The organism is Azospirillum sp. ST 5-10, from assembly GCF_051225715.1.
Classification (GTDB): Bacteria; Pseudomonadota; Alphaproteobacteria; order Azospirillales; family Azospirillaceae; genus Azospirillum.
The window spans coordinates 269,940-290,609 of sequence record NZ_JBPJSP010000002.1; the positions used below are offsets into that span (position 1 = coordinate 269,940).

Annotated in this window: 19 protein-coding genes; 10 read left to right on the forward strand and 9 right to left on the reverse strand. The window is 72.1% G+C overall.

Features of this window, described 5'->3' with window-relative positions; translation table 11 throughout:
- Positions 1–108: 108 nt before the first annotated feature.
- From ACSBPG_RS03590 to ACSBPG_RS03615, 6 genes are all read left to right on the forward strand, one after another.
- Positions 109–564, forward strand: a complete 456-nt coding sequence (locus ACSBPG_RS03590; protein WP_435535736.1) for a hypothetical protein — start codon at positions 109–111, stop codon at positions 562–564.
- A 77-nt stretch (positions 565–641) separates the two neighbouring features.
- A complete protein-coding gene (locus ACSBPG_RS03595) occupies positions 642–989 on the forward strand; it encodes a RidA family protein (protein ID WP_435535737.1) in 348 nt (115 codons plus the stop codon).
- Positions 990–1,153: 164 nt separating this feature from the next.
- Entirely contained in the window at positions 1,154–2,263 is a 1,110-nt protein-coding gene (locus ACSBPG_RS03600; protein WP_435535738.1) for an ABC transporter ATP-binding protein, read from the forward strand.
- 28 nt (positions 2,264–2,291) lie between these two features.
- Entirely contained in the window at positions 2,292–3,338 is a 1,047-nt protein-coding gene (locus ACSBPG_RS03605) for an ABC transporter substrate-binding protein (protein WP_435535739.1), read from the forward strand.
- Positions 3,339–3,448: 110 nt separating this feature from the next.
- Positions 3,449–4,678: an ABC transporter permease gene (locus ACSBPG_RS03610; protein WP_435535740.1), complete on the forward strand. Its 1,230-nt coding sequence runs from the start codon at positions 3,449–3,451 to the stop codon at positions 4,676–4,678.
- A complete protein-coding gene (locus tag ACSBPG_RS03615) occupies positions 4,675–5,499 on the forward strand; it encodes an ABC transporter permease (protein WP_435535741.1) in 825 nt (274 codons plus the stop codon). The genes ACSBPG_RS03610 and ACSBPG_RS03615 overlap by 4 nt, the downstream gene beginning before the upstream one ends.
- A gap of 15 nt (positions 5,500–5,514) precedes the next feature.
- Here ACSBPG_RS03615 and ACSBPG_RS03620 read toward each other — a convergent pair whose 3' ends face one another.
- The 9 genes from ACSBPG_RS03620 to ACSBPG_RS03660 form a co-directional block, all read right to left on the reverse strand.
- A complete protein-coding gene (locus ACSBPG_RS03620) occupies positions 5,515–8,019 on the reverse strand; it encodes a PAS domain-containing hybrid sensor histidine kinase/response regulator (protein WP_435535742.1) in 2,505 nt (834 codons plus the stop codon).
- Positions 8,016–11,024, reverse strand: a complete 3,009-nt coding sequence (locus ACSBPG_RS03625; protein ID WP_435535743.1) for a chemotaxis protein CheB — start codon at positions 11,022–11,024, stop codon at positions 8,016–8,018. The genes ACSBPG_RS03620 and ACSBPG_RS03625 overlap by 4 nt, the downstream gene beginning before the upstream one ends.
- Before the next feature lie 334 nt (positions 11,025–11,358).
- A complete protein-coding gene (locus ACSBPG_RS03630; protein WP_435535744.1) occupies positions 11,359–11,874 on the reverse strand; it encodes a GNAT family N-acetyltransferase in 516 nt (171 codons plus the stop codon).
- Entirely contained in the window at positions 11,874–12,233 is a 360-nt protein-coding gene (locus tag ACSBPG_RS03635) for a response regulator (protein WP_435535745.1), read from the reverse strand. Before ACSBPG_RS03635 ends, ACSBPG_RS03630 begins: the two co-directional genes overlap by 1 nt.
- Before the next feature lie 3 nt (positions 12,234–12,236).
- Positions 12,237–13,742 (reverse strand): RAD55 family ATPase, encoded by a 1,506-nt coding sequence (locus tag ACSBPG_RS03640; protein WP_435535746.1) that lies wholly within the window; start codon positions 13,740–13,742, stop codon positions 12,237–12,239.
- Entirely contained in the window at positions 13,739–14,116 is a 378-nt protein-coding gene (locus tag ACSBPG_RS03645; RefSeq protein WP_435535747.1) for a hypothetical protein, read from the reverse strand. The genes ACSBPG_RS03640 and ACSBPG_RS03645 overlap by 4 nt, the downstream gene beginning before the upstream one ends.
- A gap of 101 nt (positions 14,117–14,217) precedes the next feature.
- Complete coding sequence (locus ACSBPG_RS03650) at positions 14,218–14,823, reverse strand: TadE/TadG family type IV pilus assembly protein (RefSeq protein WP_435535748.1); 606 nt, start codon at positions 14,821–14,823, stop codon at positions 14,218–14,220.
- A complete protein-coding gene (locus tag ACSBPG_RS03655) occupies positions 14,820–15,392 on the reverse strand; it encodes a TadE/TadG family type IV pilus assembly protein (RefSeq protein ID WP_435535749.1) in 573 nt (190 codons plus the stop codon). The genes ACSBPG_RS03650 and ACSBPG_RS03655 overlap by 4 nt, the downstream gene beginning before the upstream one ends.
- An 11-nt stretch (positions 15,393–15,403) precedes the next feature.
- Positions 15,404–16,900, reverse strand: a complete 1,497-nt coding sequence (locus ACSBPG_RS03660; RefSeq protein ID WP_435535750.1) for a pilus assembly protein TadG-related protein — start codon at positions 16,898–16,900, stop codon at positions 15,404–15,406.
- Positions 16,901–17,269: 369 nt separating this feature from the next.
- Between ACSBPG_RS03660 and ACSBPG_RS03665 the strand changes: the two genes are divergently transcribed.
- The 4 genes from ACSBPG_RS03665 to ACSBPG_RS03680 form a co-directional block, all read left to right on the forward strand.
- Positions 17,270–17,473, forward strand: coding sequence for a Flp family type IVb pilin (locus ACSBPG_RS03665; RefSeq protein ID WP_435535751.1), 204 nt, complete (start codon positions 17,270–17,272; stop codon positions 17,471–17,473).
- Positions 17,474–17,572: 99 nt separating this feature from the next.
- Positions 17,573–18,448: a Flp pilus assembly protein CpaB gene (gene cpaB, locus ACSBPG_RS03670; protein WP_435535752.1), complete on the forward strand. Its 876-nt coding sequence runs from the start codon at positions 17,573–17,575 to the stop codon at positions 18,446–18,448.
- A gap of 33 nt (positions 18,449–18,481) precedes the next feature.
- On the forward strand, positions 18,482–19,720 hold the full coding sequence (locus ACSBPG_RS03675; protein ID WP_435535753.1) for an AAA family ATPase: 1,239 nt from the start codon (positions 18,482–18,484) through the stop codon (positions 19,718–19,720).
- A gap of 20 nt (positions 19,721–19,740) precedes the next feature.
- Positions 19,741–20,670 (forward strand): CpaF family protein (locus ACSBPG_RS03680; protein ID WP_435535754.1); only part of this gene is annotated, 930 nt, incomplete at its 3' end.

A 20,670-nucleotide genomic window follows, 5' to 3' on the forward strand; every position in this document is an offset into this window, starting at 1 on the left:
CCCCGCCGGCAACAACGCGGCGGTGGGAACCCTTTGTTAACCGTTCCGCCCGACAGTCGGAGACGGTGGGCCTCCGTGCGACGGGCCCCTTGTCGGAGGCCGGCGGCGATGAGCGAGTCCTACGTGGAAACCAAGGTGCGCGAGGCGCTGGTGGCGGCCCGCGGCAGCCACGCCGTCGCCCAGAAGATCCTGATCGCCTGGGCGGCGGAGGACCAGCGGCTTCTGCTCGGCATGGCGCAGCCCTTCATGAAGGCGATCGCCGGTGCCGCGGTGGAGCGGCTCGTGCGCCGCGCCGGCGCGGCGCCCGCGGCCCGGCCGCAGGGCCGTCCGGCGGCGACCGCCGGCCGCGCCACGGCGCCGCCGGCGCCGCTGTCGCGCGAGGCGCTGGAGCGGGTGCTCAGCCGGATGGGCGGCGGCGAGGCCGAGGACGCGCCGGCGGCGGCCGCCCGCCCCTCGGCGGCGGCCATCCTCGGCGGCCCGGCGGCGGGGCCGGGCGCCGGGGCCGGGCACGAGAAGTCGATGATGGCGATCGCCAAGGCCTTCGCCGCCAAGAAGATGGGGTGACCGGCACGGTTTCGGTGGAACGTCGCCCGGCGGCGCCCTAGAAAGGCGTCCCCGACGCCATTCCAGGGAGCAGCGCCATGTCCATCCAGCGTTTCCACCGCGGCCCGCGCATGAGCCAGATGGTCGTGCACAACGGCACGGTCTACCTCGCCGGCCAGGTCGCCGACGATCCCAGCGGCGACGTGACCGCGCAGACCGGCCGGATCCTGGCGCAGATCGACCGTCTGCTGGCCGAGGCCGGCACCGACAAGAGCCGCCTCCTCGCGGCGACCATCTATCTCACCGACATCGCCACCTTCGCCGAGATGAACGCGGCCTGGGAGGCCTGGGTCGATCCGGCCAACACCCCGGCCCGCGCCACCGTCGAGGCGCGTCTGGCCGCGCCGGAGTACCGCGTCGAGATCCAGGTGACCGCCGCGGTGTGAACGGACGGCGTCCGTGGCCGCGCCGGACCGGGTGCGGCCACGGGCGAACCCCGCCCGGCCGCAGCGCCGTTCTTGTCGAATTTCTTAAACACATGTACCGTCGAGCCGACGGTTAGCGGCCCGGGCGTTTCCCACGCGGCGGGCGGACGGCAGGAACGGAGCCTATGGACGGCGGCACGCCCGCGACAACGGATACGCTCGTGCGTTTCGCCGGCGTGCAGAAGACGTACGACGGCGAACATCTGGTGGTGCGGAATCTCGACCTCGACATCCGCCGGGGGGAGTTCCTGACCCTGCTCGGACCCTCCGGTTCGGGCAAGACGACGACGCTGATGATGCTGGCCGGCTTCGAGGTGCCGACCGAGGGCGAGATCGTCCTCGACGGCCGGCCGATCAAGAACGTGCCGCCGCACAAGCGCGACATCGGCATGGTCTTCCAGAACTACGCCCTCTTCCCGCACATGACGGTGGAGGAGAACCTCGCCTTCCCGCTGTCGGTGCGCCGGATGGCGAAGGCGGAGATCCGCCGGCGGGTCGCCCGTGCCCTGGCCATGGTCAAGCTGGAGGCGCTGGCGAGGCGGCGGCCCGGCCAGCTCTCGGGCGGCCAACAGCAGCGCGTGGCGCTGGCCCGCGCGCTCGTCTTCGAGCCGCAGCTCGTGCTGATGGACGAGCCGCTGGGGGCGCTGGACAAGCGGCTGCGCGAGCACATGCAGCTCGAGATCAAGCAGATCCACGAATCGACCGGCATCACCGTGGTCTACGTCACCCACGACCAGGGCGAGGCGCTGACCATGTCGGACCGCATCGCCGTCTTCAACGACGGCGTGATCCAGCAGATCGACCGGCCGGACGAGCTGTACGAGCGTCCCGTCAACAGCTTCGTCGCCAACTTCATCGGCGAGAACAACGTGCTGCCGGGAACCGTCGAGAGCGTCGACGGCGGTGGCTGCACCGTCCGCCTCGACGCCGGCGGCCGTGTCCGGGCGATGCCGGTGCGGGTCGACGGGCCGGGGGCGCGCACCGCCCTGTCGGTGCGCCCGGAACGGGTGCGCCTTCACCGCGACGGCGACGCCGTCACGGAACCCAACGTCCTGCCGGCGACCGTGCGCGACACCATCTATCTCGGCGACCACACGCTGGCCGTGCTGGAAGCCGCGGGAAATCCCGAGTTCATGGTCAAGCTGCCGCCCGGCGTCCGCTTCGAGGCGCGCCACGGCCAGCCGGTGACCGTCGCCTTCCTCCCCGAGGACTGCCGGGCGCTCGACCCGGTGTGACAACCAGAACCGACGAGGAACAGGGGCCATGTCGAAGAAGAGCTTGAGTGTGGGGATCGCCGCGGCGCTGACCGCGGGGCTGCTGGCCGGCGCGGCGCATGCCCGCGACCTGACCGTGGTGTCGTGGGGCGGCGCCTACCAGGACGCCCAGAAGAAGGTCTATTTCGAGCCCTTCCGCCAGGCCGCCGGCGTGGCCATGAACGACGAATCCTGGGACGGCGGCATCGGCGTGCTGCGCGCCAAGGTGCAGGGCGGCGCCTCCACCTGGGACGTCGTGCAGGTGGAGAGCGAGGAGCTGGCGCTCGGCTGCGAGGAAGGCCTGTTCGAGACCATCGCCTATTCGAAGATCGGCGGCGAGGGCCAGTACTACAAGGAGGCCGTCAATCCCTGCGGCGTCGGCGCCATCGTCTACGACTTCGTGCTCGGCTACGACAAGGACAAGCTGAAGGACGCGCCGGACGGCTGGAAGGACTTCTTCGACACCGCGAAGTACCCGGGCAAGCGGGCGCTGCGCCAGGGGCCGAAGACCACCCTGGAGATCGCCCTGATCGGCGACGGCGTGGCGCCGAAGGACGTCTACGCCGTGCTGGCGACCGACGAGGGCGTCGAGCGCGCCTTCCGCAAGCTCGACACCATCAAGAACGATCTCGTCTGGTGGAAGGCCGGCGCCCAGCCGCCGCAGCTCCTGGCCTCGGGCGAGGTGGCGATGACCTCGGTCTACAACGGCCGCATCGACGCCGCCAACAAGGGCGAGGGCAAGAACTTCGGCATGGTCTGGGACGGCGCCCTCTACACCCTGGACAGCTGGGTGATCCTCAAGGACAGCCCCAACGTCGACGCCGCCTACAAGTTCCTCGACTTCGTCGGCAAGGCCGAGAACCAGGCCAAGCTGTCGCAGAACATCGCCTACGGCACGTCGAACAAGAAGGCCGCCGACCTGGTGCCGCCGGCGGTGCTGGCCGACCTGCCGACGGCGCCGGCCAACATGGCGAACTCCATCGAGATCTCCACCACCTTCTGGCTGGAGAACATCGACCGGCTGACCGAGCGCTTCAACAAGTGGGCGGCGAAGTAGGCCGCGATCGACACGGTCGTGGCGGCCCCCCACCCGAACCCTCTCCCCGCGCAGTGGCGGGAGGTCGGGCGGGGGGCCGGCGCGGCTCTTCGCCCGAGGATCGTCTCTCCATGCCCGACATCCCGCTGAAGGTCCGGCTCCGGCGGGCGGAGCGGATGCGCCGGACGAAGGCGCTGGCCCTCGTGGTGCCGCTCCTCCTGTTCCTGCTCTTCACCTTCCTGGTGCCGATCGCCGGCATGCTGTGGCGCAGCGTCGACGACTGGGAGGTCGCCGAGGTGCTGCCGCGCACGGCGGTGGCGCTGGCCGCCTGGGACGGGCGCGGCCTGCCGGAGGAGGAGGCGTACGCGGCGCTCGCCGCCGACCTCAAGGAGGCGTACGAGGCGCGTACGGTGGCCGTCGCCGCGAAGCGGCTGAACTACGCCCAGCCGGGCTTCCGCACCCTGCTGATGGGCACGGCGCGGCGCATCAAGACCTTGCCGGAGCCGGGGCAGGCGAAGGCGGCGCTGCTCGACGCCGACCCGGCCTGGGGCGAGCGCGGGACCTGGGCGGCGATCCGCGGAGCGCGCGGGCCGCTGACCGACTTCTACCTGCTGGCGGCGCTCGACCTGCGGCGCGACGCCGACGGCGCCGTCGTCGCCGCGCCGGCGGAGCAGTCCATCTACCGCGACGTGTTCGCGCGCACCTTCGGCATCGGGCTGGGGGTGACCGCGCTGTGCCTGCTGCTCGGCTTTCCCGTCGCCTACCTGCTGGCGACCTTGCCGGCGCGCACCTCGAACCTGCTGATGATCTTCGTGCTGCTGCCGTTCTGGACGTCGCTGCTGGTGCGCACCTGCGCCTGGATCGTGCTGCTGCAGGGCCAGGGCGTGGTCAACGACGCCCTGCGCTGGGCCGGCCTGATCGACGAGCCGCTGCGCCTCATCTACAACCGCACCGGCGTCCTCATCGCCATGACCCACGTGCTGCTGCCGTTCATGATCCTGCCGCTCTACAGCGTCATGAAGGCGATCCCGCCGGCCTACCTGCGCGCCGCCGCCTCGCTGGGGGCGCCGCCGGCGGTGGCGTTCGTCCGGGTCTACCTGCCGCAGACGGTGCCCGGCATCGGCGCCGGCTGCCTGCTCGTCTTCATCCTCGCCATCGGCTACTACATCACGCCGGCGCTGGTGGGCGGGGCGGGGGACCAGATGATCAGCTACTTCATCGCCTTCTACACCACCGACACGGTCAACTGGGGCCTCGCCTCGGCGCTCGGCGCCGTGCTGCTGCTGGCGACCCTGCTGCTGGCGGTGGTCTACGGCCGGCTGGTGCACGGGCCCGCCGCGACCGGAGGCCTCAAGACATGAGCGGCCACGCCCCCCGCACCGCCGGCCAGCGCATGGCATGGGCGACCACCGTGGTGGTGGCGTCCCTGGTGCTGGTGTTCCTGATGGCGCCGATCCTGGCGATCATGCCGCTCTCCGTCAGTTCGGGCAGCTATCTCACCTACCCGCTGCCCGGCCTGTCGCTGCGCTGGTACGCCGACTTCGTGACGTCGGAGCGCTGGACGGGGGCGCTGAAGAACAGCCTGATCATCGGCGTGTCGGCGACCGTCCTGTCGATGATCCTCGGCACCCTGGCGGCGCTCGGGCTGGCGCAGTGGAAGAGCCGGCTCAAGCCGCTGGTGCTGGCGGTGGTGCTGTCGCCCATGGTGGTGCCGCTGGTCATCACCGCGGTCGGCGTCTACTTCTTCTTCGCGCCGCTCGGGCTGACGGGCAGCTATCTCGGCCTGATCCTTGCCCACACCGCGCTGGCGACGCCGTTCGTGGTGATCACCGTCAGCGCCACCCTGCAGGGCTTCGACACCAACCTGACGCGCGCCGCGGCGTCGCTCGGCGCGCCGCCGCTGCAGGCCTTCCGGCGCGTCACCCTGCCGCTGATCCTGCCCGGCGTCGCGTCGGGCGCGCTCTTCGCCTTCGCCACCTCCTTCGACGAGGTGGTGGTGGTCCTGTTCATGGCGGGACCGGAACAGCGCACCCTGCCGCGCGAGATGTTCAGCGGCATCCGCGAGAACATCAGCCCGACCATCACCGCCGTCGCCGTCGTGCTGACGGTGATCTCGGTCCTGCTGCTGGCCTGCATGGAGTGGTTGCGCCGGCGCGCCGAGCGCCTGCGCGGGACGGTGTAGGACAAGCGCCGGGGGTCAGGCGCCGTCGCGCCGGGCCAGGCTGGCGCGCACCGTCGCTTCCAGCGCCCCCGGCTGGATCGGCTTGTGCAGCAGCGCGCACTGCGCCGCCGACGCCTCGCGCAGGCGGTCGGACGAGGTGTCGCCGGTGAGCAGGATGCCCGGCGTGTCGCCGCCCAGGCGGCGGCGCACCGTGTCCATCAGCATCAGCCCGGTCTCGCCGTCGGGCAGGCGGTAGTCGGCCAGCAGCAGGTCGGGCTTCAGCCCGTGGTCGTTGAGGTGTCCCAGCGCCTCGCGCACCGAGCCGGCCTCGACCACCCGGTACCCCCAGCCCTCCAGCATCATGGCGAGCGCCATGCGGATGACGGCGTCGTCCTCCACCAGCAGCACCAGCGCGTCCTCCCCGCCCTCGGCCCGGCCGTCGCCGTCCGCCGGTCGGGCGGCGGGCGGGGTCGCGGGGGCGGCGGCGAGGGGCAGACTGACGGCGAAGCACGATCCCTTGCCCAGGGTGGAGCGGACGTCCATGGTGCCGCCCAGCATGGCGATCAGCCGCTTGGCGATGGACAGGCCCATGCCCAGCCCTTCCCGGCGGTCGCGGGCCAGGTTGCCGACCTGGTAGAAGTCCTGGAAGATCCGGTCGATCTGGTTCTCGGCGATGCCGATTCCGGTGTCCCACACCTCCAGGCGCAGCCGGCCGCGGTGGCGGCGGGTGCCGAACAGAACCCGCCCGGACCGCGTGTAGCGCAGGGCGTTGGACAGCAGGTTGCGCAGCACCCGCTCGAGGAGCGCACCGTCGCTGTCGAGCGCGGCGCGCGTCGGCACGCAGCGCAAGCGCAGGCCCGACGACGCGGCCAGGGGTTCGAACTCGGCCTGCAGGCGGCTCATCAGGCCGTGCAGGTCGACGCGCGCGATCACCGGCGTGACCAGCCCCGCCTCCAGGCGCGAGATGTCGAGCAGGCAGTCGAGCATGGAGCCGAGCGCCCCCACCGAATCGCGCAGCTGCTCGGCGAAGCGGCGCGCCTTCGCGGGCAGCCGCTCCTTGAGCAGGAGGTCGGAGAACAGGGTGAGCGCCTGCACCGGCTGGCGCAGGTCGTGGCTGGCCGACGCCATGAAGCGCTCCTTGGCGTCGAGGGCCACGTTGAGGTCGCGCTCCATCGCCTTGATGGCGGTGATGTCGCTGACGCTGGTGACCACCGCCTCGAAGCGGCCGCCGTTGCCGTCGACGGGATGGCTGCTGATGCGCAGCCAGGTGGCGCCGTCGCCGGCCGCCGCGCCGACGCCGTCGCCGGTGGCGATGCCGACGACCTGCTCGATCACCGGCCGGCCTTCCCGCAGCGCCCGGGCGGCCGGCGGCAGCCCCTGCAGGCGCGAGCCGTCGGTGTCGATGAACCGGCGTCCGCTCCCCTTCTCCTCGTCCAGCGTCTCGGCCCGCGGGTCGAGCAGGGCGGCGGCCGGCCCGGCGAGCAGCCGCTCCGCCATGGCGTTGGTGACGAGCCGGCGGCCGGTCGCGTCGTGCAGCACGACGCCCTCGTGCAGCGACTGCACCAGCGTGCGGTGGCGCTCCTCGCTGACGCGCAGGGCCTCCTCCGCGGCCAGGCGGGCGGTGACGTCGCGGAACGACAGCACCGCGCCGGTGAGGCGCGTGTGCTCGACCAGCGGCGACACCGACACCTCGGCCGCGAAGGTGGAGCCGTCGTGCCGGCGCATGGTCTGCTGCGCCACCGTGCGCGCCGTCCCGTCCCGCAGCGACGCCGCCAGCGCGGCGGCGGCTCCGTTCCGGCCGGCGAAGAGGGCGCCGGCCGGACCGCCCACCAGGTCGGCGGTGGTGAAGCCGGTGATGGACAGCGCCGCGGCGTTGGCGAAGGTGACCGTCCCCTCCTCGTCGACGCCGCACAGGCCTTCCGACACCGACTGCAGGATGTGGTGGTAGGCGGCGCGGTTGCGGTCGGCCTCGTCGCGGGCGGCCTGCAGCTCGCGCACCCAGACGTTGCGTTCGGTGACGTCGGTGATGGTCAGCAGCACGTCGCCCTTGTCGCCGTCCTCCAGCGCCACGCGGTGGCCGCTGGTGAGGCCGTCGATGGGACCGTCGGCGCCGACGAAGACGTACTCCTGGGCCGTCCAGGTGCCGCTCTCGCGCAGGCGCGACAGGGCGGCGAACAGCCGCCCGTGGTCGTAGGAGGCCACCAGCAGGGTCAGCGGCCGGCCCTTGAGCTGGCGGTGGGGCAGCCGGAACTGCCGCTCCGCCGCCGGATTGGCCTCGCCGACGATGCCGGCGGCGTTGACGGTGAAGCAGGCGAGCGGCAGCGCCTGGAAGAGCTGGACGTACTCGCGCCGCGACACCTCCAGCGTCTGCTGGGCGTTGCGCAGCTCCTCGTTCTGGATCTCCAGCTCGGCCTGGTGCACGTACAGCTCGTGCACGATCTCCTTGAAGGTCCCGGCCGCCAGGCTGGACGAGTCGAAACCGCCCTCGGTGATGACCGCCTCGGCGCGCCGTCGCAGCCCTTCGAGCCGCTCGTCGCTCACGTGGCCCTCTCCACCGGTTCCGCCGTCGTCTCGTCCGTGACCTTCAGCCCGAGCAGCTTGCGGCTGGTCACCTCGATGTGGCTGACGACGGCGCCCCCGCCGCCGTCGCCGGCCCCGTCGGGCAGGCTGACGGCCGACAGCAGGAACCAGCGCGGGCCCTTGGCGGTCGGGCAGGCATACTCCATGGCGAAGCGGTCGGCGTTGCCCGCCAGCACCTCCTGGACGCCCTGGCGCACGGCGTCGGGCAAGGCCGACCCGGCCAGACCGCCGGGCCCGTCGGCGACCGGCGGCCGCATCGCCTGGCCGTCGTCCGCCGCTTGGCGCCAGGAGGCGTTGGCCATGACCACCGTGCCGCCGCGGTCGAGCACGGCGATGTGTTCGGGCAGGCTGTCGATGATGGTCTGCAGGCGCTCCTCCGCCTGTTTGGTGGCGGAGACGTCGACGAAGGTGACGACCGCTCCGGCGACGGCGTTCTTGTCGCTGACGTAAGGGAGTATCCGCGTCAGGATCCAGCGGCCGTCGCGCACGCGGACGTGCCGTTCCACCGGTCCGTGGCTGCTGAAGACCGTCCGGATGTCGGAGAGGAAGTCGGAATACTCGATGTTGGTGGAGAGGTGCGTGATCGAGCGGCCGACGTCGCGGGCGATGATGTTGATGAACGTCGTCGCCGCCGGCGTGAAGCGGCGGATGATCATGTCGCCGTCGAGGAACACCACGCCGATCTCGGTGGACCGCAGCAGGTTGTCGAGGTCGGTGGTGATCTCCGTCAGCTCCTCCACCTTCGCCTGGTACTCGGCGTTGACGGAGTACAGCTCCTCATTGACCGACTGCAGCTCCTCGTTGGTGCTCTGCAGTTCCTCGTTGGAGGCCAGCAACTCTTCGTTGGTCGCCTGCAGCTCCTCGTTGGCGGTTTCCAGCTCCTCGATGGTCGCCTGCAGGTTCTCGCCGCGCGACAGCAGCTCCTGCTCCAGGCCGCGGATGCGCTCGGCGGCGTCGGCGTTGAGGTCGAACTCGGTGTCGGTCATGCCGACCGACCGGGCCGCCGGCTCCAGCAGCACCAGGGCGTAGCGCCGGCCGGTCTTGCGCGAGACGAACGGCTTGACCCGCAGCCCGACGGCGCTCAGCCCCTCGCGGTCCTTGACCGGGATGTTGGCCAGGGCGAACTCCTCCGACGACCGGAAGGCGCGGTTGAGCGCCGTGCCCGCCACCATGGCGACCGACGAGGGCAGGAGCTTCAGCACGCTCAGGGTCGCCTCGCCGGGCGGCACCCGCAGGATCGGCCCGGCGTCGCCGAACACGTGCAGGATGTTCATCTGCTCGTTGATCAGCAGGCAGGGCGGGGCGTAGGCCTTCAGCAGCAGCCCGATCGACTCGTCGATGGCGGCCGCTTCCTCGGTGGCCGGGCTCATGGACGACTCGTCGCCGCTGCGGTGCGGCGCCGTGCTCTGCGGCACCAGCAGGCGCGACAGCCGGTAGGAGCCGGCGCGCAGGGACTGGAACAGCTTGTTGCGGCTGTCGACGGTGTGGAACTCTGGCGCGAGGTCGCCCAGCGACTCGCTGGTGCCGAGGAACAGGAAGCCGCCCTGGCGCAGGGCGTACTGGAACAGGCTCAGCACCTTGCGCTGCAGCGGGCTGTCCATGTAGATCAGCAGGTTGCGGCAGCTGATCAGGTCGATCTTGGTGAAGGGCGGATCGCGCATGATGTTGTGCGCGGCGAACACCACCATGCGCCGCAGCTCCCGCGCCACCACGTACTTGTCGCCGCGCAGCTGGAAGAAGCGGTGCAGGCGCTCCTGCGAGACGTCCTCGGCGATCGAACGGGGATACTCGCCGATGCTGGCGAACTCGATGGAATCGTGGTCGATGTCGGTGGCGAAGATCTTGACGTCGGCGTTCCGGCCGAGGCGCTCCATGGCCTCGGTGAAGAGGATGGCCAGGGAATAGGCCTCCTCGCCGGTGGCGCAGCCGCAGACCCAGACGCGGATCGTCTCGGGCGGCCCCAGCTTGCGCACCAGCGCCGTCACCGCCTTCTCCGCCAGCGTCTCGAAGGCGCTCTCGTCGCGGAAGAAGCGGGTGACGCCGATCAGCATCTCCTTGTAGAGGGTGACCGTCTCTGCGTTGTTGCCCCGCAGCATGGCGGCGTAATCGTCGAGCGATTCCAGGCCGACGGCGTGCATGCGCCGCTCGATCCGCCGCATCAGCGTGGCGAGCTTGTAGAGCGAGAAATCGACGCCGGTCACGGTGCGGATCGCCGCCACGATCTGCGCCAGCGGGTCGCCGGCGGCCTCGCGCCGGCGTGCTCCCGGCAGCGGCCGGGCGCGGGCCAGCGCCCGACCGGCGTGCTCGACGATGCAGCGCGGCAGCTGGTCGGGCGGCAGGACGGCGTCCATCCGGCCCGCCGCCATGGCGCTGCGCGGCATGCCGTCGAACTGCGCGGTCTCCGGCTCCTGGACGGCGGCGAAACCGCCCGCCGACTTGATCGCCAGCAGGCCGCGGGTGCCGTCCGACCCGGTTCCCGAGAGGATCACGCCGATCGCCAGCGGCCCCTCGTCGCGGGCCAGCGCCGAGAAGAAGATGTCGATCGGCAGGCTGATGCCGGTGGCGGCATCCTTGGCGGTGAGGCGCAGGCTGCGCCCCTCGATGGTCATGTGCTTGCCCGGCGGCAGCAGATAGACGGTGTTGCGCTCCACCATCATGCCGTCGACGGCCTGCAGCACCTCCATCCTCGTGTGCTTGGCCAGCAGGTCGCCCATCAGGCTCTTGTGCACCGGCGACAGGTGCTGGACGACGACGTAGGCGAGATCGCTGTCTTCGGGCACATGGTCGAAGAAGCGCTGCAGCGCCTCAAGCCCGCCCGCCGAGGCGCCGATGCCGACGATGCAGCACGGGCGCCCCTCCAGGGGAGCGGCGTCGTCCGCCCCCGGCTCCGCATCCACCGGCACCGGCAGGCCGGCTGGCTCCAGGGGCACGGGAAGGGAGGTCGGGTCGGGGATGTCGGACTGCACGGTGCCTGATCTGCTGTGGCAACTGGTTACCAGTCGAAACTGTATGCATTTCCCGGCCGCGGTGGAAGCGCTTTCTCCGCCGTCCGGAAAACAGTCGTGCCGGCGCATGGCCTCCGATCAAAAGAGAACCGCGCGCATCGGCCAGCAAAATATGGGGGCGGCGACAATATGGTCAATGTCGTGCTAAATGCAGTGTCGGCGTTTGTCGGAGAGTGTCTATGAGCGGATCTGCCGACCGGGGGGTGAGCGGTAAGGACTGGCCGAGGGTGCTATCCCATTCGGCAGGATACTTTTAGCTCGCTATCTTTTACGACCTTCGCGGAGTCCTTTGACATCACGGTGCCAGACCCGCGGTCCGTTCGAACCGGAGGCAGGGTTCGTCGCCGTAACGCCCGTGGCCGACGAACCGGAAGCCCAGTCGCTCGGCGACGCGGACCGACGCGGCGTTCTCCGGGTGGGTGGTGGCGACGAGGCGGTGCAGGCCCAGGGTGGCGAAGGCGTGGCCGATCACGGCCGCCGCCGCCTCGGTGGCGAAGCCGTTCCCCCAGGCGTCGCGGCGCAGGCGCCAGCCGATCTCCACCGCACCCTCCTCCTCCTCCAGCGGGATCAGGGCGATCCAGCCGACGAACCGTCCGTCCGTCTTCGTGAACGCCGACCAGTAGCCGAGGCCGGCCGGCCAGGCCAGGGCGAGGCGCTGGCGCAGGTGGTCCCGATAGGCCGCGGCATCCGTCCAGGCGCCGCCGGCATGGCGCATGACTTCGGGATCGGCATCCATGTCCAGGCAGGCCTCGAGGTCGGCCGGCGCACGCGGGCGCAGCCGCAGGCGTCCGGTCGCCAGGTCCGGCAGCATCAGCGCGCCAGCATGGCGCGGATGGTGTCGAAGAACACCGGGATCGGGAACGGCTTGCGCAGGAAGGCGTCATAGCCGTCGAAGCGCTGGCGCGCCGCCCCTTCGGGCACGGCGCTCATCAGCAGGATGGGGATGTCCTTCCAGGTGGGGGTGGCGCGCAGCGCCTTGCCCAGCGCGGCGCCGTCCATCAACGGCATCATCAGGTCGGTGACGACGAGATCGGGAACGACCTCGGTCAGCCGGTCCAGCGCCTGGTTGCCGTTGGCGGCCGTGAAGACGCGGTAGCCCTCGTCCTCGAGCAGGACAGACAGGGCACCGGCGATGCCGAACTCGTCTTCCACCAGAAGGATGGTCTTCACGCATCACTCCCGGTGTGGCGGCCGTTTGGGCGATGGAGACCGGCTGCCGCCGGCGGGCTCCGTCGTGTGGGCGAATCCGCTGAGCATCTGCTCGTACCCCGTGAACGGGCCGAGGACGTCGAACCCGCGGTCGGTGATCTCGAATTCCTGCAACGACGGATCGAAGTCGCTGTCGCGGATCTTCAGGACCGACAGCAGGCGGCGGGTGCGCGCCTCCACCTCGACGTAGCGCAGGGTGATCATGCTTTCCGCCAGCGACGAGATGCCGGCCACCGGCACCGCCACCGTGGGTCCGAACAGGTTGGTGGCTTCCATGGTGTAGATCACCGTCACGCCCCGTGCGCGCAGCTCGTTCGACAGCACCGAGACGAAGCGGCTGATGCGCTCCGGGTTGCCCGCCGACTCGATGATGCCGCCGAGCCCGTCGATGAACAGGCGGCGTACGCCCCTGCGCTCGACCGCGTCGAGCATTCGGTACGCGAGCTCGTCCAGAAGGTTCTCGCCCTGTGCCTGCCAGACGATCTCCACCGCGCCACGCGCCTCCAGCCGCATGAGGTCGATGCCGAGGCCCGCGGCCTTGTTCCGCAGGCGCTCCGGCGTCTCGTAGAAACCGAACAGCAGACCGGGCTCCTGCTCACCGCAGCATGACAAAAAATGCAGCCCGAAGGTCGTCTTGCCGACGCCGGTGGAGCCGAACAGGGCGGTGGTCGTCCCGCGCAGCAGGCCGCCGCCGATCAGCGGATCCAGCCCGCCGACGCCGGTCGGGATGCGCTCGACGCTCGCCGTGACGGTGCCCAGGGGGGTAGCGAAGGCCGCCTCGATGCGGGGATAGACCACCAGCCCGTCGGTGGTGATGCGGAAGGCGTGGCGGCCGCGCAGCGCGCTGCTGCCGCGGAACTTGCGCACCTGCAGGCTGCGCTCGGTGCGCACGTCGAGGAGGCGGTCGTCCAGCTCGATCAGGCCGTCGACCATGGTGTGCTCGGGGCTGACCCGGCCGGTGCCGCCGCTGGTGAGGAGCAGCACCGTGCACTCGTTGAGCGCGGCGTGCATCTGCACCTCGTGGATGAACTTCTTGAACTCGCGGTCGGACGGGGCGGACTCCTCGGCGGCGATCAGGCCGTCGAGCACCAGCAGGCTGGCCGGCTGGCCGCGGATCTCGCGGCGCAGCATGTCGAGCAGCCCCTTCAAGCCCTCGTCCTCCAGCATGCGGAAGGCGCTGACGTAGTACAGGCGTTCGGGGATCACCGCCTCGTCGAAGAAGCTCATGGTGCGCAGATGCTGCAGCATGCGCGCGTGGGATTCGGCGAGCAGCGTGATGTAGACCGCCCGGCCGCCGCGGGCCACATGATTGAAGCACATCTGGTTGGCGAGGATGGTCTTGCCGGCGCCGGGCACACCCTGGACGATGTAGACGCCGCCCTTGAGCAATCCGCCTTGCAGCACCCGGTCGAGCCCGGCGATGCCGGTCGGCACACGGCCGAGGTGCATGTCTTGCTGGTGGTCGGTCATGAGGCAGACTGTCCGCTCGATGTTGCGTCCACAGGCATCCGGACCGAGAAGGTCGCGCCGGCACCCGGAGCGCTGTCGATGGCGATGCTACCGCCATGGGCGCCGAGAAGCGAGCGGACAAGCCACGAACCGGCGCCGCGGCCCTCCGGCCGGCCGCCGGCCCGTTCGGCCCGCCGCAGCGCCAAGTCCACGTGCAGGCTGAGCGCGGACCTGGCATGGCGCCGCCCGTGCGCCGCCACCGCCGGGACAACGTCGCGGGCCCACCCGGCCCCATCGACCTCGGCGATCCCCTCGGCGATCCCCTCGGCGATCCGGACGCCCGCCTCGTCCCCGCGGTGCGGCGGCATCCTGGCGTGGCTGGTCGGTTTCTCCACCGGCATCCCCTGGAGTTTGGATGGCGCCCCCGGTTATGCCCCCGATCGGCCGGGCTGTGTAGAGGCGAAACCGGTTAGGCCGGAAGTGCAAAGGCGGCCCGTCAGGGCTCCAGCGCCGCGAGATCGCCGAAGCGGGGGCGCAGGACCACGGCGTGGTGCAGCTCGGTGGGCGGGAACAGCGCCGCCAGGGCGGGCACGGCGGGGGTGAACCCGTACACCACCTCCGCCACCACCGCCGTCTCGTCCGGCTCCAGCGTCAGGCCGCCGGGCAGGGTGGCCGTCCGGCCCTCCCGGCCGACGGCGCCGTCGCCGCTCCACGCTCCGGCGCGCCGCTGCCAGTTCACCCGGGCCTCCTGGCCGCCCTTGCGGCCGACCGAGGAGACCACCACCGCCCCCCGGCCGAAGATGTCGAAGGGAGCGGCGATGTCGTCGGCGGCGCCGAGCATGGCGGCGACGTCCGCCTCGGTGAGCTGCGGCGAGCGGGCGACGAGGTCGCCGACGGTGCCGGCGACGTTGTCGAGCTTGAGGTTCAGCACGACGTAGCGCGACGCCTCGAACACGCCCATCGCCAGCAGCACCAGCAGCGGCAGGGCGAGCGCCAGCTCCACCAGCGCGCCGCCGCGGGCGTCGCGCACGAGGGCGTGGTCGGGACGGTCCCCCCTCCCGACCTCCCCCGCGCCGTGGGGGAGGGTTGGGTGGGGGATCATTGCGGCTCCCCCTCGTCGTAGGGCTCGTTGCGCACGGCGGTGGTGGCGGTCAGGCGGACGGTGCCGGCGCGGCCCAGCAGGTCCGACAGCGGCGTCAGGAAGCGCAGGTCGACCCGCGCGGTGTAGACGACGATGGCGTTGGCGCCGCCAGGGCCGGGCACGCCGCCGTCGTAGCGGCCGTTGCCGTTCCGGTCCTCGTAGGGCTCGCCGGGATCGTGCAGGCCGTTGTCGTTGACGTCGCTGAAGGGCTCGTCCGTGTTCATCGCCGCGAAGCGGTCGTAGACCCGGGTGGTCACCGTCATGTTGCCGGCGTTGGCGAGGCCGAGGCTGCGCTGCGAGACGGTGGCGACGATGGCCTCGCTGCGGGTCATGCCCGCGCGCTCGTGGCCGGTGGAGCCGTGGCGCGACGCGGCGCGGATGCCGCTCTCCAGCGCGGCGTCGACGAACAGGATGCCGGACAGCTCGATGACGGCGGCCACGGCGACCAGGAGCACCGGCAGGGCGAGCGCGAACTCGACGACGGTGCCGCCGCGGTCGCACGCGGCCAGGGGGCGGCGGGGCATGGTCATGGTCCCGCCCCCTACTCGGCGACGTGCAGGTTGCGCAGCCGGTCGGCGATGGCGCGGAAGGCGGCGCGCAGGGACGAGCTGTCGCGGCTGTCGAAATGGTCGTCGGCGGTCGACGCGCACTCGCGGAAGACCTGCCAGGTGCCGGAGCTTTCCGGCACGTCGAAGGTGATGGTGTAGATGCGGATGCGCTGGCGCTTCATCGCCGTGCAGACCCGGGTCAGGCGCTCGTCCAGCGCCGTCTTCCCGGCGCCCGCGGTGGTCACGCCGAGACGCCCCCAGCTCGGCTTGCCGTAGGCGGTGTAGTCGTCGTTGTTGAACTGGTTCTGTCCGTCGGTGAGCAGGATCACCGCCTTCTCGTGGCGCTTCTCGTCATAGGGCAGCGGCAGCCCCTCGGCGTTCATCTCGCCGCCCCACAGGCCGCGCCAGGCCGGCGACAGCATGCGCCAGGCCCACACCAGGCCGACATGGTTCTGGGTGCCGCCGCGGTGCCAGGAGTCCATGGCGGCGATGCCGTTCAGCACCGTCGTCCGGTCGGCCGTCAGCGGGGTGATCGCCGGCGGGCAGCCGACGTTGGGGCCGCGGCCCCCGTTGCCGGTGGTGTTGGTGGCCGCGCTCTCGTCGACCGGCGGCCATTCGTTGTCGCGGCGGGTCGGCGGGAACAGGAACGGCCGCCATTTCAGGGCCTCGCTGCGCGGCGGCTCGTCGGTGACGTCGGCGCCGGTCTCGCCCGCCTTGAGCGGCGGCTCGCCCCGCTCGACCCGCGGCACGCGCTCCTCGATGCAGCCCTTCCAGCCCTGCGGGCTGGCGGCGAAGGCCTGCGGGTCGTAATCGCGCAGCCAGGCGGTGCGCTGCGGGCCGATGTTGACGGTGGCGGTGAAGGGGACGAGGCCGACCCAGACGCGGTCGATGGTGGTGCGCGACCCGTAGAGCTGGCCGATCAGCTCCGCCGCCCCCGCCTTCATGGCGTCGATCTTGCGGGTGTTGCGGAACTCGGGATCGTCCCGGCCCGACAGGCTCGGCTTCGAGTACATCGAGCCGGTGTTGTCCATCACCAGCACCAGCTCCATGCCGTTGCGCGCCTGCTCGATCACCGAACGGGCGGCGACGCCGATGTCGGTCCGGCCGAGCGCGCGCATGAACAGCGTGTCGAGCTCGGCCGACGCGGTCAGCGTGATGGCGCGGGCCTGGGCGTCGACCGTCCAGTGCGGTCCGTCGGTCCGGGCGCCGAGATAGCCGTCGGGGAAGTTGGCGTCGAAGTAGCGCCGGATGTCGGCGTCGCGCCGCGCCGGTTCGTCGAAATGGCGGCCGCCGGCCAGGCCGGCGGCGTCGAGGGCCCGCGACAGGCGGGACTGCACGAGGTGGGCGCGCGCCGAATCGACCGCCAGCCCGACGAAGCCGAGCAGCGGTGCCAGCAGCAGCGCCACCAGCACGGCGGTGCCGCCGCGCCGGTCGCGGCGCAGACGGTCGAGGACGGCGGCAAGGCGGATCGGTCCGGAGCGGCGGGGCATGGGATCGGCCTCGTTCGTCAGGCATCCGTCACGGCGGGATGCCCGGGAATAAGGGGAAAATCGTCTCGACCCTATCCGAAATTGCGGCGGGCGGCGGTGCGGAGCGGGGGTAGTCCCGGCGCCCATCGGGAGCTGCCGCGCCGCGTCGTTCTGCGCCTTTCGGCGGGACCGGCGCCCCGTCCGGGGATCATCCGGGCTCGGTGATGCGGTCGGAATGCCCCCTCCGGTTCGCCTTTACCTCGAATCCGCGGCGAATGTCCCCCAACGCCCCGCTGAATTTGCGGGGGATTGTTCGCATCCTCTGGTTACGCCCCGCCGGCCGGGCGGCCCCGCGAGGCCGGCGTTCACCCCCATGGATCGGAGAGTCCCATGCGTTTCCTGCGTCCCTTCCGCAAGCGCCTCGCCAAGGACGACCGCGGCGGCGTGATCGTCGAATACGGCCTGCTGATCGGTGTTCTCGCGCTGGGCCTGATCGCCGTTCTCGGCACCGTGAAGACCAACATCGCCAGCTATTTCAGCAACGTGAACACCGAACTGCAGCAAGGCTATGTCGACGTGACGAAGCCGAACTGACGCCGCTCGTCTTTGCATTCTCCCCCTCGGCGGCTCCCGTCTCCCGTCCACGCGGGACGGGTGCCGTTCCTTCTCCCACGAGGCCCAAGGAGCGAGTCCATGACCACGCGCGCCGTCGTCACGCTCGGCCTGGCCGTCGGTCTCGGCACCCTGTCGGTCGTCATGGCGCGCTCCTACCTGGAGCGGCCGGCGCCGGCGCCGGTCCCGGTGGAGGCCCCGGCTCCCGCCGTCGAATACCCCACCGTCGTGGTCGCCCGCGGCGCCCTGGCCTATGGTCAGCGTCTTGCGCCGGGCGACCTCGCCGAGGTGCCCTGGGCGGCCGGGGGGCGGCCGGACGGCGCCTTCGCCGCGGTCAAGGACCTGCTGTCCGGCGAGCCGCGGGTCGTGCTGCGCCCCATGGTGGCGGGCGAGCCGGTGCTGGCCGGCAAGGTGTCGGGGCCGGGTGGCCGGGCGACCCTGTCGACCCTGGTCCGCAGCGACGCCCGCGCCGTCACCATCCGCGTCAACGACGTCAACGGGGTGGCCGGCTTCGTGCTGCCCGGCGACCGGGTCGACGTGCTGCTGACCCGCCAGAGCGACCCGGAACGTCCCGAGACCGGCGTGCTCCTCCAGAACGTCAGGGTGCTGGCCGTCGACCAGGAGGTCAGCGAGCGCACCGACACGCCGATCCTCGCCCGCGCCGTGACCCTGGAGGTGGCGCCCGTCGACGCCCAGAAGCTCACCCTGGGCGGCAGCGTCGGCACCCTGAGCCTGGCCCTGCGCAACCACGCCGATGCCGTGCCGGCCGAGGTCCGCACCGTCGGCCTGCACGACCTCGGCACCGCCGCGCCGGAGGCCGGTGTGGCGGAGCCGCCGCGGCACCGGCTCGTCCGCGTCGTCCGCGCCGCCGCGGTGGAGGAGGTCGAGGTCACCGCCCAACGCACCGTCACCCGGGTCGCGCCGGCCGCCGACACGGTCGCCCGGCGCCCCGACTGATCCGCCGCCCCGCCATCACCAGGACCCGCATCCATGACCGTGTCCCGCCCCGCCACCGCCAAGCCCGCCGCCCTCAAGAGCGTCGCCGTCCTCCTGCGCTCGGACGAGGCGTACGAGGCCGTGACCACCGCGCTGTCCGGGGTCGACGGGCTGGCGGGCCGCGTCCGCCTCGGCCGGCTCGCCGCTGCCAGCCCGTGGCTGGAGGAGCGCGGCATCGACCTGCTGGTGCTCGACCTCGACATGGCGGACGAGGCGGAGCTGGCGGCCCTGGTCGCCCTGGCGGAGCGCGTCCGCGGCCGCGTGCCGGTGCTGGTGACGGCGCGCGCGCCGACGCTCGAGGGCATGCGCACGCTGATGCGCCTCGGCATCGCCGACCTCGTCCCGCAGCCGCTCCGCCGCTCCGACCTGCTGGCGGCGGTGGAGGCGGCGCTGGCCCGCAGCCCCGGTGCGGCGGCGGTGCGGCCGCGCCGCGGCCGGGTGGTGGCGGTGATGAAGGCGACCGGCGGGGCCGGCGCCACCACCACCGCGGTGCTGCTGGCGGCGGCGCTGGCCCGGCGCGAGCGCCAGCCGGGACGGGTCGGCCTGCTCGATCTCGACCTGCAGTTCGGCTCGGCCGGGCTGCACCTCGACGTCGAGGCGGGGGAAGGCCTCGCCGCCCTGGTGCGCAGCGCCGACCGTCTCGACGGGGCGCTGCTGCGCGGCACCATGGCCCGCCACGGCTCGGGCCTCGACGTGCTGCCGGCGCCGGCCGCGGTGATGCCGCTCGACCTGCTGACGCCGGAGACGGCGGTCGGGCTGGTCGAGACGGCGGCCGGCGAGTACGGGCACGTGGTGATCGACCTGCCGCTGGCCTGGACCGCCTGGAGCCGCGCCGTGCTCGGCTGCGCCGACACCGTCCTGCTGGTGCTGCAGGCGACCCTGCCGTCGCTGCGCCACGCCCGCCGCCAGGTGGAGACCCTGCGCGAGGAGGGGCTGGGCGACACGCCGCTGATCCCGGTGCTGAACCGCTTCGCGCCGCGCACCTTCGGCCGCAACCCGGAACTGCGCGACGCCGAGCGGGCGCTCGGCTGCGAGGTGCGCTTCCACCTGCCCAGCGACTACCGCGCCGTCACCGAGGCGGTCGACGCCGGCGCCCCGCTGTTCGACACCGGCCGCGGCCGCGGCATCGTCCGGCAGGTGCGCCGGCTGGCCGAGGAGGTGGCGAACGCCCCCGCCGCCAAGGGCACGCCGCCCGCCGCCGCCCTCGCCGCCACCTTCGCCGACGCCGCCTGAACCTTGCAAGGGGGTCCACGATGATCGGCCGCTTCTCCTCCGCCGCGACGCCGACCGCCAGCCGCTTCGCTCCGCCGCCGCCGGCGGCGCCCTCGGTGACGCCGATCGACCCCGGCCCGGCCGCCGCCCCGCCACCGCCGGCCGGGCCGGACGCCGAGTACGTGGCGCTCAAGGTGCGGCTGCACCAGGATCTGCTGGAGATCATGAACCTGGCCGCCATCGACAAGCTGGAGCCGGACCAGTTCCGCCGCGAGATCGGCGAGATGGTGCGCGAGCTGCTGGGCCGCGGCAAGGTGGCGCTCAACGCCGCCGAGCGCGGCCGGCTGGTCAACGACATCCTCGACGAGCTGCTCGGCCTCGGCCCCATCGAGCCGCTGCTGAAGGACCCCAGCGTCACCGACATCCTGGTCAACACCCACCAGCAGGTGTACGTGGAGCGCGGCGGCCGCATGGAGGCGGTGCCGGTCCGCTTCAAGGACGACCGCCACCTCCTGCGCATCATCAACAAGATCGTCTCCGCCGTCGGCCGCCGGGTCGACGAGAGCCACCCCCTGGTCGACGCCCGCCTGCCCGACGGCAGCCGCGTCAACGCCGTCGTGCCGCCGGTGGCGGTGGACGGGCCGCTGCTCTCCATCCGCAAGTTCGCCAAGGTGCCCTTCACCATGGAGCGCCTGCTGGGCACCGGCCTGCTGACGCGGGAGATGGCCGAATTCCTGCGCTGCGCCGTGCGCGGCCGGCTCAACATGGTGATCTCCGGCGGCACCGGGTCGGGCAAGACCACCATGCTGAACGCGCTGTCCACCCACATCGACCACGGCGAGCGCATCGTCACCATCGAGGACGCGGCCGAGCTGCAGCTCCAGCAGCCCCACGTGGCCCGTCTGGAGACCCGCCCGCCCAACATGGAGGGGCGCGGCGAGATCGCCCAGCGCGACCTCGTGCGCAACGCC

Bases quoted from the DNA above. Each gene is read 5' to 3' on its own strand.
- ACSBPG_RS03590 (WP_435535736.1), top strand. From the start codon at position 109: ATGAGCGAGTCCTACGTGGAAACCAAGGTGCGCGAGGCGCTGGTGGCG.
- ACSBPG_RS03595 (WP_435535737.1), top strand. From the start codon at position 642: ATGTCCATCCAGCGTTTCCACCGCGGCCCGCGCATGAGCCAGATGGTC.
- ACSBPG_RS03600 (WP_435535738.1), top strand. From the start codon at position 1,154: ATGGACGGCGGCACGCCCGCGACAACGGATACGCTCGTGCGTTTCGCC.
- ACSBPG_RS03605 (WP_435535739.1), top strand. From the start codon at position 2,292: ATGTCGAAGAAGAGCTTGAGTGTGGGGATCGCCGCGGCGCTGACCGCG.
- ACSBPG_RS03610 (WP_435535740.1), top strand. From the start codon at position 3,449: ATGCCCGACATCCCGCTGAAGGTCCGGCTCCGGCGGGCGGAGCGGATG.
- ACSBPG_RS03615 (WP_435535741.1), top strand. From the start codon at position 4,675: ATGAGCGGCCACGCCCCCCGCACCGCCGGCCAGCGCATGGCATGGGCG.
- ACSBPG_RS03630 (WP_435535744.1), bottom strand. From the start codon at position 11,874: ATGCTGCCGGACCTGGCGACCGGACGCCTGCGGCTGCGCCCGCGTGCG.
- ACSBPG_RS03640 (WP_435535746.1), bottom strand. From the start codon at position 13,742: ATGACCGACCACCAGCAAGACATGCACCTCGGCCGTGTGCCGACCGGC.
- ACSBPG_RS03650 (WP_435535748.1), bottom strand. From the start codon at position 14,823: ATGATCCCCCACCCAACCCTCCCCCACGGCGCGGGGGAGGTCGGGAGG.
- ACSBPG_RS03655 (WP_435535749.1), bottom strand. From the start codon at position 15,392: ATGACCATGCCCCGCCGCCCCCTGGCCGCGTGCGACCGCGGCGGCACC.
- ACSBPG_RS03660 (WP_435535750.1), bottom strand. From the start codon at position 16,900: ATGCCCCGCCGCTCCGGACCGATCCGCCTTGCCGCCGTCCTCGACCGT.
- ACSBPG_RS03665 (WP_435535751.1), top strand. From the start codon at position 17,270: ATGCGTTTCCTGCGTCCCTTCCGCAAGCGCCTCGCCAAGGACGACCGC.
- cpaB (WP_435535752.1), top strand. From the start codon at position 17,573: ATGACCACGCGCGCCGTCGTCACGCTCGGCCTGGCCGTCGGTCTCGGC.
- ACSBPG_RS03675 (WP_435535753.1), top strand. From the start codon at position 18,482: ATGACCGTGTCCCGCCCCGCCACCGCCAAGCCCGCCGCCCTCAAGAGC.